The organism is Thermus altitudinis (assembly GCF_022760835.1).
Lineage (GTDB): Bacteria > Deinococcota > Deinococci > Deinococcales > Thermaceae > Thermus > Thermus altitudinis.
Map to the genome: position 1 here is coordinate 39,343 of NZ_JAKTNQ010000017.1, position 10,940 is coordinate 50,282.

A 10,940-nucleotide genomic window follows, 5' to 3' on the forward strand; every position below is an offset into this window, starting at 1 on the left:
GGAATCCTTAGCGGGTCTTTCCCGCCAAGAGGTCTTCGGCCAGCTTCTGGGCCTTGTCCAGGGCCACCTTGGGATCCACCTTGTTGAGGATGGCCTCCTTGATGGCCTGGCCTAGGATGTCAAAGCGGATCTGCTCCCACTCGGCCAAAGCCGGCTCAAACTTGGCGTAGCGGCTTTGGCGCACGATGGTACCAAAATCAGGGTTATCGGCCACATAGCTCTGGTACACCGGTTCCTTCAAGGCCGCCTCGGTCACCGGCACGTACCCGGTGGCGGTGGCGAACACCGCCTGGGCCTTGGGGGAGAGGACAAACTGCAGGAAGTCCTTGGCCACCGCCTGCTCCTCCTTACCCGCCTGGCGGAAGACCACCAGATTGGTACCCTGGACCAAGCCGAAGCCCGGCTGGCTGGAGGTGCGGCCGGGCAAGGTGGCCACCCCCAGGTCAAACTTGGCCCCTTGACGGTAGTAGGTGTAGCCGGCAGAGGTATCCACGCTGAAGGCGTAAGGACCCGATCCCAGGTTCTGGTTGATGTACCCCGAGGTGATAGGCTTGGCCCACCCCTCCTTTACCCCGTTTTGCAGAAGGGTAAGGGCCTCCACCGCCTCCTTGGAGTTCAGGACCAGCTTGCCGTTTTTCAGGTAGCTTCCCCCAAGGTTGAAGAAGAAGTAGGCGAAGGTGGAGGCATCGGGCTGGAACCAGTACACAGGCCCCCCTTCCGCCTGGGAAAGCTTTTTGCTCAAGGCCACGAACTCCTCGAGGGTCGCCGGCACCTTGGCCCCGTGCTTCTTGAGAAGGTCCTTGTTGTGGTAGAGGACCTGGATGCTCTTGTTGAAGGGCACCCCATAGACCACCCCCCCGAAGCGCACGGCGTTCAGGAAGGGTAGGTTGACGCCCTGGAGCCTCACCCCCAGGGACTCAATGGGCAAAAGGGCCTTGGCCTCGAGGTACAAGGCGATGTTGTTCTCGTAGGCCTGGGCCATGGCCGGCACCTTCCCCGCGGCGAAGGCCGCCTTGATCTTGGTGGAGAGGTCCCGGTACCCCCCTTGGGGCACGGGGCGCACGCACCGGCCCTGCTGGGTCCTGTTGAACTCCACCACCAGGTTCTCCAAGGCGGCCTTGGGGGCTCCGCCGGTGAAGCCATGCCACAGCTCCGCCACCACCTTGGCCTTAGCGCACTGTTCCTTGATAACCTCCTCGGGCTTGGCCTGCTGGGCTAGGGCAACACCCAAAACCGCCATTAACAAGAGGGCTCTTCGCATACGCAAACCTCCGAGGAAGAGTATATGCCCTCCTTGGTCAAGCCTCGGTCAGGCTACTTAAGGCCCGACCGGGCGATACCCTGGATGAACTGGCGCTGGGCGAAGAAGTACCCCAGGATCACGGGGAGGATCACCAAGGTGCTGGCCGCCATCAAGGCCCCGTAGTCCGACCCGGCTTCGGAAACAAAGGCCTGCAGGCCCAGCTGCACCGTGCGCATCTCCGGGCTTTGGGTGACGATGAGGGGCCAAAGGAGGGCGTTGTAGGCCCCTAGGAAGGTGAAGATGCCGTAGGACACCAGTCCCGGAAGGCTCAAGGGCAGGGCGATGCGGAAGAGTTGGGTCAAGTAGCCCGCTCCATCTATGCGGGCGGCATCAAACAGGTCCTGGGGTAAGGAAAGGTAAAACTGCCGCAGGAGAAAGATGCCAAACACCGAAGCCAGCCAGGGCACGATGAGGGCGTAGTAGGTGTCCAACCAGCCCAGCCTGGCCAAAAGCACGTAGTTGGGAATGAGAAGCACCTCCCCCGGCACCATCATGGTGGCTAGGATCAGCACGAACACCGCCTCCTTGCCGGGAAAGGGAATGCGGGCCAAGGCAAAGGCCGCTAGGGCCGCCAGGAAGAGCCCCACGGCCACCTGGGTGAGGGCGGTGAAGAAGCTATTGAAGAAATACCGGCCCCACGGAGCCGCATGCCAGGCCTCGAGGTAGTTGTGGAAAAGGTAGCCCAAGGCCCCAGGCACCGCATTCACCCACTCCAGCCGCCAGTCCTCCCCCTGGGAGCGGAGGGCATCGGGAGGGAGGGGAGGGTCCAGGGGTGCCTCTTTGGGCCAAAGCACCACCAGGGGCAAAAAGCGAAAGGCCTCCCCTGTGGTGTTGGTGAGCCGCACCCGCCAGGCCCCCTCCCGATAGACCACCTCCACCCGGGTGCCATCCGCCCGGGGGTCAAAGAAGGCCCCTGGGGTGCGGGGTATGAAGGCCTTGGGCGGCCGCCCCTTTTCTCCCGGGAAAACCAGTTCCACACTTCGGCCAGGGGCCAGCCCTCCCCAAAGCGGGCTATCCCCGAGCCTAGCCGCCTTAAGCCAGTTTCCCGGCTTCATGCGCTCGGGAACCCAGATGGGCTTGGCCTGCAAGGCTTCCTGCGGGCTTTTTAGGCTGGTGGCCAGCATCCAGTAGAAGGGAAAGGCCATGATCACCCCTCCCCCCAGGAGGACCAGGTGCACCAACAGTGAGGTGGGTTTAAATCTCATAGTTCACCCGCCTTTCCAAAATCCGCCTCTGGATCAAGGTGAGCCCCAGGATCAGAAGGAAGGTCACCATGGCGATGGCGCTGGCGTAGGAGAAGTCCGCGTCGCGGAAACCTTTGTTGTAGAGGTAAAAGGCCAAGGTCAAGGTATCCTGCAACACCCCACCCGTGGGCGTGAGCACATAGACCTGGGTGAAAACCTGAAAGGCCCCGATGAGCCCCAGGGTAAAGAGAAAAAAGGTGGTGGGGGAAAGAAGCGGCCAGGTGATGAACCAATGCTTCTGCCAGAAGCTCGCCCCATCCAGCTCCGCCGCCTCGTAGTACTCCTTGGGGATGGCCTGGAGCCCAGCCAAAAGGATCACCACCTGGTAACCCAGAAAGTGCCACACGCTCATGGCCATGATGGCTACAAAGGCCAGGCTGGGTCCCGCCCAAAAGCCTTGGACCTGGACCCCAAGGGGCTCGAGGAGAAGGGCGAAAACCCCCTTCGGGGTGTTCAACCAATCCAGGCCGGGGGTACGGAGAAGCCAGTTGAGAAAACCAAACTCCGGGTGGTAGATCCAACGCCACACCGCCGCCGCCGCCGTGAGGGCGGTGATGTAGGGAAGGAAGTACAGGGTGCGATACAGGCCCAAAAAGGCCACCTGGGTATTCAGGAGAATGGCCACCACGGTGGCCAGGAGAAGACCCACCGGCACGGTAAACACCACGTACCAGAAGGTGTTTCCCAAAGCCCTCCAGAAAAGCGGGTCCTGGAGAAGGATACGGTAGTTTTCCAGCCCGGAAAAGGCAGCGGGGCGCAGGAAGTTGACCCGCTCAAAAAGGCTTAGGTAGAAGGCGTAAAAGGTGGGAAAGACTTGCCAGATGAGAAGAAGGGCTAAGGCGGGCCACACCAAGGCCCAGCCATACAAGGCGCCCTGCTCCTTCTCGCTCAAACCCCGGCCAAAGATGAGGGCGAAGAGCAAGGGCACCAAGAAGGCCGCCGGTGGGAACCAGTAGGCCATCAGGCCAAGGGCCAAGAGGGCGTGGCGCCAGCCAAAGCGAATCCCCCAAAGGACCAAAAGGGCATACAGCCCAAGCCCCACCCCCACCCAAGCCTGGGCGAGAAACCCCAGCCGGGCCGCATAGACCCCTAGACTCAAAAGCGCTCCCCAGGACAAGACCGCATGGAGGGGAAAGGTCCGCATCCCGTGCCGGAGTATACCAACCCCTCTAGGATAGGGGCATGTGGACCTTGACCCTGGACACCGCCACCCCTTACCTCTCCCTAGGCCTTTTCCGGGGCGACGAGGGCATTGGCCGGATCGTGCGCCTAGGCAGGAGGCATGAGGAAGCGCTTTTTTCCATCTTGGACGGGCTTCTCGGCGAGGTGGGGGCGAGGAAGGAGGAGATAGGCGCCGTGGTCCTGGGAAAGGGTCCCGGGTCGTACACAGGCCTGCGCATCGCCTTAGCCGCGGGCTTAGGTATCGCCATGGCCCACGGGGCCCAGGTGTACGGGGTGAGTTCCCTCCTCGCCGCCTGCTGGCCCTTCCTGGAGGAAGGCGGCCCTCCCCTCACCGCCCTTTTCACCGCCAGAAATGGGCTCTACTACGGGGCCACCTACGCCAGGCGCGAGGGAAGGCCCCTTGTGGTCCAACCTCCCCGGAAGCTGAAACACTCGGAACTGCCCCAAGAAGGCCTCCTCTTGGACACCCCTCCCGACCCCCGGGCCCTTTACGAGCTCCTCCCCTTCGCCCAAAAAGGGGTGGAGCCGGCATACCTGTAAGGGGCTCAGCGCAAGAGAAGCCTTAGCCCCTTCCTGACCTCCCGGTCTCCCTGCCTTGCCACCACCTCGAGCCTCAGCCCCTTCGCCAAAGAGGGGCCTAAGGGCTCCGCCAGGCGGACCAGGGCATCGTCTAGGACGAACTCCCTTCGGTACACCCTATCCCCTATGGGGGCTAGGGCCAAGGCCTCACCCGTGGGCAGGAGGAGGAAGACCCCCTCTGCGGGAAAGCGAACCCTCGCCGTAACCTTCACCACCTCTTTGGGGGAAGCCCTGGGAGGGGTGAGGCTTATCTCCAAAAGCTCCCTTCCCTCGTCCAAAGGGAGGAGGAGATCCCGGGAAAAACCCAGCTCCCCCCTTAACCTTAAGGCTAGGGTCCCTTGGGCCTCCCAAGGAACCTGGAAGGTGAAGGTATGGGCCCCTTCCCGGACCACCCCCTCCTCCACCACCCCTCCCTCCCCCAGGGAGAGCCAAAGCTTCCCCTTAACGCCCTGGACCTCCAGGCGGACCTCTTCCCCTGGAGCAGGCCTTGGGGGAAAGAAGCGCACCCCTATGGGAGTGGCCTCATCCACCGCCTCCTTGGGCCCTTGGCGGAAGGAGAGGGTCACAGGGGTTTCCTCTAGGGGGTGCAGGGGCACCTCCAGGGCCCCTTCCGCCTCCCCCTCAGGGAGGGCGTCAGGCAGAAGCCTATAGACCCCTGGGGGGACCACCGCCTGCCCCCCGCAGGCCACGTAGGCGGTAACCCCTCCCCATAGATAGGCCCCCTTCCCCCCTTGCCCCATGCAGATCAGGCGGATGCGAGAAGCGGGCGGGAGTTCCACGGAAAGGGGGGACTCCCAAGGACCAGGACCCACCTCCACCTGGGAGGGGAAGGCCAGGGTATTGGGGGGAGGAAGGACCTCCACCTTACCCCCCTGCCGGGGGAGGAAGATGCGGAAGCGTCCTTGGGCGTCCGACACGGCCAAGGCCCCTTCCACCCCCCGGGCCACCACCCGACTGGAGGCCAAAGGCCTTCCCAGGAGGCGCACCTCGCCCTCCAAGGGTAACCGGTCATACCCCCCTAGGGCCCAGGAGACCTCAGGGGGGACACCTAGGCTAAAGGCATACCGTCCTTCTAGGCGAAGGCCGCCTCCCCCAGGGGTCCAGAACCCCTCGAGGCGTAGGCCATAGGGCCCTTCCTCCCAACCCAAGCCCCCCGTAAGGCTCCCCTCACCCTCCCCCAGGGGAAGCCTACCCTGAAGCCAAAGGTCCACCCCTCCCCCACGGTGGTCCAGACCCACCCCGAGGGCCTTTTTCTCCCCCCAGTCCACCCCCAAGCGTCCGCGGGTGCCTGGGGCCAAGGGGAAGGAGAGGCTACCCGAAAGGGTTCCTCCCCTAGGCTCTAGGGCCCCCTCCACCCGGTAGACCACCCCCTCGAGGCTTCCCCAGTGGGCCCCCCGCAACCAGGGGTAGGGGTAGGGGCTGGCCTCCAAGCTTAGGCCGGGCAGGCTACCTCCCAGGCGCAACCCCCCTTCCCAAGCGAGGAATAGGGCAGGCTCTCCCCACCTTTCCAAACGGAAGAAGGGGGGCGCGCAGGGAGGGCTAAACCCACACCCCCCCTGGACGGTAAGGCCCAAGGCCGCATAGGCGAACCGGAAACCTCCTGCGGATACTTCCAGGCGCCCGTGCTCCCCCTCCCCCCGCCACTCCCCTGCGAGATGGGGGGGATAGGCCAAGGCGAGGTGCCAAGGGCCCTCCCCGTAGGAAAGCCCAAAGCGGGGGCCAGTCCCCAGGGAAACCCCCCACGGGCCAAGGTCTAACCGCAGGTTCCCCACAAGGCGCATCCCCTCCCCCTCTAGCCGTAGGGCCAGGCCGGCCTCCCTCGCCAAGGGCCCCTCCAGGGTCAGGGAGCCGTAAGGCCCGGGGTGGGCCAAGGCCACCCTCCCCCGAAGCCTATAGGGGGGCGGGCTTCCCCCTGGGCCTTCCACCTGGACCCGATACCTTTCCTGGCGCTCCCCGTAGGCCACGAGGAGGAGAAGGGTGCCGCCTTCCCCTAAGGGAAAGTCCACGGTCCTCTCCTCTCCAGGGGGGAGGTCCAGCCCCTTCGGGGGAAGGAAGACCTGGCTCTCAGGGGCTGAGCCCAGGGAAACCCTGAGGGGCACGTTACCCCTATTGGCCAGGGAGACCGAAAGGGTCCCTTGGGCCCGGGGGGGCACTCCGAGGAGAAGGTGTTCGGCCTTCCTCACCTCCACGGTCTGGCACAGGGTAGACCCTCCCGCCCCTACGCAAACGGAGTACACCCCGGGAGGCACGGTGGGAGGGGCTTCCAAGACCGCCAGGGCCAGTCCCTCCCCCACCTCCGGGAGGAGAAGGGCACGGAAAGGCCCCGTTTCCCAGGTAAGGGTTCCCTCCACTCCGGGAAAGGCCAGGGTAAAGGCTTCCCCCGGCCCCACGGAAGGGGGCTTTGCCCCCCAGGCACCGGAAAGGAAAAGGAGATAGGAGACGAGAAGGGCAAGGGGGGCACGGGCTTTAGTTCCGCCGTAGCCCATAGGTGAGGGTCAGGGTGCCCGAAGCGGGTAGGGAGGGGAAAGCATCCTCCGGGGAGAGGAGCAGGAAGAAGTGAAGGGCAAGCACCGCGGTGGTATTCCTAGGGATACTGGCAAGGCCCCTGTTGTCGGGAAGGTTTCCCAAGGGGGTAGGGCTTGGCGCGTGGCTCACCACCCCTGAACCCGAAACGGGTTGGACCATGAGGTAGAGGCGGGAAAGGGGGTCCAAGGGGGCGGGAAGGGTGCCCGTTATCCCGGTGAGGCGGAAGCAGAGGGTGGTTCCTGCCCCGCAAAGGACACCCCCACCCCCACCTCCCCCCGTCCGGACGGTACACGTCACCCGGTAAGGGACGGTAGCCCCCACCACCCGGGTAGGGAGGAGGAGGAGGGAAGACCCGACATCCAGGAGATGGAGATACCCGGATAGGTTGGCCACGGTATACCCGTTTTGCACGGTGAGGGGGCCGGGTTCGGAGAGGTCAAACACCACCCCGGTGGCGTCGCAGTCCACCTGGGCTAAGGCCCAGGTGACCAACAGGAGAAGGGCTAGGGTACGCGCCATCTTCCCTCCGCCGCATAGCGCCCATAGGGGCTCTCTAGGAGGAGGACTACCCGGTACTCCCCCGGGGGGAGGGGGGCCTCGGGTTCCAGGAGGACCCGCCTGCTCCCCCGGGGCCATACGGCGAGGTCCTCCAGGGAAAGGGCGGCGACCTCCTCCCCGCTTGGGGTGAAGACCTGGGCCCTCACCCGTAGCCTTTGGAGCACGTTTCCGGGATTTTCCAGCCAAAGGGAGAGATGGGACCCCTCCCCCTCCACCTTGGCCTTAAGGGCCGGCTTTTCCGTGCCCCGCAGGGTCACATAGAGGGCCAGGCCCAGCTCGGGCCTCACCTGAAGGCGCACCCCTCCCCTTTCCGAGGGGCGTACCGCTCCGCTGAAGACCACCAGGCAGGCCCAGGTTCCCTCCCCTTCTGGCGCCTTGCCCTCCACCCGCACCTCCCTTTGGGCCAAAGGGGGCAGGGAAAAGGCGGTGGGGATCACGGCAAGGGAAGCGCAAAGTTCCCCTCCCGTGGGGGTTTCCAGGAGGGAACCGTCCTCCAAGAGGCGGAAAGGGGTAAGGCGGACTCCTATGGGCTCCTCTCGGGGAAGCTCGTTCTTCAAGGTTACGGGGAAGGAAAAGGCCTCCCCAGGAAGTAGGGTGAGCTCTACCCTGGCTGGGGAAAGGGTGAGGGAAACCCCCTGGGCCAAGGCCAGGCCCGAAAGGGCCAGGAGCATAAGGGTACCCGTGATGGCTCTAGGCATGGTTTCCACCATTTCCATTGGGTGTAAAGCCCCCGGGACTTGTCCATCCCAGGGGCCACCCATCCATAGGGGCACCCGCTACGGGGAGGTGAGGGTGTAGGTGATGGTGATCTGAGCGCCAGTGATGCCGCCCAAGGGAATATCGTCGTTGATGTCCATGGTGAGGAGATAGTAGAGCCGGTAGACCGACTTACCCTGGCCCCCCGACCCCGCGCCGATGAGGGTGCTCACGGCGGTGATGGGGGTGGGGACCGTGGTCCAAGAGCCTCCTTTGCCGCTCACCTTTTCCGCAAACACCTTGACCCGGCCGTTGCCCAAGGAGAGGGTACCCGAAACCGAGGGGCTCACGCTCCACTGGGCCCGGTTGGTGCGGATGGTCATGGTACCGTAGTCATTTCCGCTTGTACCCGCCACGCTGGTGGGAGCAAAGTCCTGGGTACCGGAGGCGGTGTCAATGAAGGTGTTGTAGGCCGCCAAAGAGGCCTTGGTATAGGGCGTACCGCCTACGTTCACGGTTTCCGACCCGGTTAGGGTGGTGTCCGCGAAGTCAAAGAGGTAGTCGGTGGCATCCAGGGTCAGGCTGAGGACGGAAGGGACGCTCACCGTGATGGTGTGGCTGTCCGTGGTCTGGGCCAGGGCCAGACCTGCCAAGAGGGCCATAAGGGCTGCCAGTTTGCGCATACGCTCCACCTCCCAAAAGGACTGGGGGCCGGTTGCGCCACTGGCTCCCCGTGTCCCTTGGCGCCCATCTTGGGTTCCACGGTTCATCGCCTCCGAACGCCCTAAAAACCTTAGGGCCAGGCTTGGGCGCCTGGCCGGCAAGGGCTTAGCTACGAAGGAAAGCTTTTAACCCTCGGCCGGTTGCGCCACTGGCTCCACCTGCCCCAGGCGCCCAACTACAGGGCAGGCTTCTTCGCCTCCGAGGTACCTTTTGAGGAGCCTACGCTCCCTATGCTTAGGATAGCACAAAACAAGGGGAGAAAACCCTGAAGGCTTCCTTTGCCCTCACGAAAACCCCCTTTGGGGATTTTGCACCCCTATCCCCCATAACCCCTCAGTCCGCTGCCACTCCTGGCACCTGGGGTAGGCGGTACTGATAGCTGGGAAGCGGTTCCCGGAAAGAGGTGCCCCTAAGCTTTTCCGCCATCAGCACCAGGTTCTCCCCGGCAATGCGGGCGTCCTCCATGAGTTCGGTGTTTTCCTTCAGGCTAAGGGCTCCCCGGCGATGGGCATAGACCAAGCCCAAGGGGGCCAGGACAAATCCCATGTAGGAAAGGGGCAGCAACATCTGGGAAAGGGCCTGGCTGGCCCCTTCCTCCTCGGCCACCGCCAAGAGGGCCATGGGCTTGCCCAGGTTCAAAAGGCCCTGGTTCTCCATGGAGGTCATGCGCTCCAAAAGAGCCTTCATGCGGGCCGAAACGCTGAACCAATAGACGGGGGTGGCGAAGACCACGGCGTCAGCATTGAGGATCCTCTCCGCCACCTTGCCAAAGCCGTCCCAGGGCCCTTGCACACAAGCCTCCGGGCCGCAGGAGGCCGGGTCTAAGGAGTAGTTCCCCGCGCATAGGGGAAAAGGGTGTTTCACCAGGTCCAGGCGCTCGGTGGTGGCCCCTTGGAGCCTGGCCGCCTCGAGGACCTCATCCAATAGCTCCGCCGTAAACCCATCCGTGCGTGCCGATGCGTTGACGCCGAGCACGTGTAAGCCCATAATATCACCCACGCACTAAACCTATTTTAGTATAGCATGCGCATATCAAGGCCGCCAAGGCCCAGCCACGAACTCCCCCATGCCCCGGGCCCGGACGGGGTAGCCCCTAAGGACTCCTTCCCCAACCACCGGCCCTTCCCAGTAGGCCACCCGGGTAGTGCGGGAAAGGATCTCCCCCTCCGGGAAGGGGGGGCGCACCTCCAGGTCCAGCCCCGGCCCCACCAGGCGCCAGGCCAGGGTGTAGGTATGGCCGGAGGGGCTCTTCCAAGCCTCTAAGGGGAGGAAGCGGAGCTCCACCCCCTCCACCCTTCCCAAGGGATCCACCCGGCTACCCAGGACCTGGACCACCTGGCCCTTGGCGCCTTTCACCTGGTAGGCCATGAGCTCCGAGCCATCGGAAAGGTGGAGGCTAAGCCAGTCCCAAGTGGCGCTTAGGCCGGAAAACTGCTCCCCCCACTGGTGGTCGGCCCAGGCCTCCCCCCGGGCCTCTTCCCCGCGGATCCGACCCCAGGCCTCGAGGCGGGTATAGGACTGGTAGTAAAGCCGCCCCGTCTCCTCCGTGCCCGAATAGCCGGGGGGGTGGACCACCGGGGGCTTAAGGGGGCGCAGGCGGAGGTCCACCGGCCCCGCCAAAAGGCGGAAACCCCCATTCTCCCAATAAAACCGCCAGCCGGAAACCTCCAGGTAAGGACCCGCTTCCGCCCGGCCCCTAGGGGCCAGGAGGTCCTGGTCGGAAACCTCCAGGAAAACCCTTTCCCCATTGCGCAAATCGGTTAGGGCCAGGTGAGCAGCGTGAAAGGGGCCAAAGAGGCTTCCCGGAAGGCCTAGGATGCGGTAGGCGGGCGGGGCGTAGGCCTTGAAGAAGGCGAAGTGGAAGGCGTAAGGCTCCACCCAGCCGGAGGCGTACCACCACTCCATCTGGGCGGGCTTGGGGTTCCAGTCCTGGGGGTCGGGAAGCCGCTTTGGGTCCACCCCCACCAGAACAGGAGCGCAGGCCGCCAACGCCAAGGCCAAGGGCCACAACCGCCACATGGCTTTAGTCTATCCTTAAAGGACCCAGGCCCAATGTGGGCCATTTCCCATGTTAGAGAAAAGGGGGGTGTGGGGGGCTATAATCCCCCGGTTTCCAAACAACCGGGGAT

10 protein-coding genes and 1 riboswitch are annotated in these 10,940 nt (G+C 64.2%); of the genes, 1 reads left to right on the plus strand and 9 read right to left on the minus strand.

Annotation, left to right across the window (positions count from 1 at the left end):
- Positions 1-7 precede the first annotated feature (7 nt).
- From L0D16_RS07510 to L0D16_RS07520, 3 genes are read right to left on the minus strand one after another with little or no spacing between them, the layout of a single operon-like run.
- Positions 8-1,261: an ABC transporter substrate-binding protein gene (locus L0D16_RS07510; RefSeq protein WP_243030978.1), complete on the minus strand. Its 1,254-nt coding sequence runs from the start codon at positions 1,259-1,261 to the stop codon at positions 8-10.
- A 53-nt stretch (positions 1,262-1,314) separates the two neighbouring features.
- On the minus strand, positions 1,315-2,508 hold the full coding sequence (locus L0D16_RS07515; RefSeq protein WP_243030988.1) for a carbohydrate ABC transporter permease: 1,194 nt from the start codon (positions 2,506-2,508) through the stop codon (positions 1,315-1,317).
- Positions 2,498-3,691: a carbohydrate ABC transporter permease gene (locus L0D16_RS07520; RefSeq protein ID WP_243030990.1), complete on the minus strand. Its 1,194-nt coding sequence runs from the start codon at positions 3,689-3,691 to the stop codon at positions 2,498-2,500. The genes L0D16_RS07515 and L0D16_RS07520 overlap by 11 nt, the downstream gene beginning before the upstream one ends.
- 38 nt (positions 3,692-3,729) lie before the next feature.
- On the opposite strand from L0D16_RS07520, the gene tsaB reads away from it, so the two are divergent.
- Complete coding sequence (tsaB, locus tag L0D16_RS07525) at positions 3,730-4,269, plus strand: tRNA (adenosine(37)-N6)-threonylcarbamoyltransferase complex dimerization subunit type 1 TsaB (protein ID WP_243031004.1); 540 nt, start codon at positions 3,730-3,732, stop codon at positions 4,267-4,269.
- A 5-nt stretch (positions 4,270-4,274) separates the two neighbouring features.
- On the opposite strand, the gene L0D16_RS07530 is transcribed toward tsaB, so the two are convergent.
- The 6 genes from L0D16_RS07530 to L0D16_RS07555 form a co-directional block, all read right to left on the minus strand.
- Positions 4,275-6,659 (minus strand): hypothetical protein, encoded by a 2,385-nt coding sequence (locus L0D16_RS07530; protein WP_243031005.1) that lies wholly within the window; start codon positions 6,657-6,659, stop codon positions 4,275-4,277.
- 115 nt (positions 6,660-6,774) lie between these two features.
- On the minus strand, positions 6,775-7,353 hold the full coding sequence (locus L0D16_RS07535; protein WP_243031006.1) for a hypothetical protein: 579 nt from the start codon (positions 7,351-7,353) through the stop codon (positions 6,775-6,777).
- Entirely contained in the window at positions 7,338-8,090 is a 753-nt protein-coding gene (locus L0D16_RS07540; protein ID WP_243031007.1) for a COG1470 family protein, read from the minus strand. Before L0D16_RS07540 ends, L0D16_RS07535 begins: the two co-directional genes overlap by 16 nt.
- 78 nt (positions 8,091-8,168) lie before the next feature.
- Entirely contained in the window at positions 8,169-8,771 is a 603-nt protein-coding gene (locus tag L0D16_RS07545; RefSeq protein ID WP_243031008.1) for a hypothetical protein, read from the minus strand.
- A 165-nt stretch (positions 8,772-8,936) separates the two neighbouring features.
- Positions 8,937-9,020, minus strand: a riboswitch (cyclic di-GMP riboswitch).
- A 124-nt stretch (positions 9,021-9,144) separates the two neighbouring features.
- Positions 9,145-9,798, minus strand: a complete 654-nt coding sequence (locus L0D16_RS07550; RefSeq protein ID WP_243031009.1) for a flavodoxin family protein — start codon at positions 9,796-9,798, stop codon at positions 9,145-9,147.
- A 45-nt stretch (positions 9,799-9,843) separates the two neighbouring features.
- Positions 9,844-10,830, minus strand: coding sequence for a lipocalin family protein (locus L0D16_RS07555; protein WP_243031010.1), 987 nt, complete (start codon positions 10,828-10,830; stop codon positions 9,844-9,846).
- Positions 10,831-10,940: the final 110 nt, after the last annotated feature.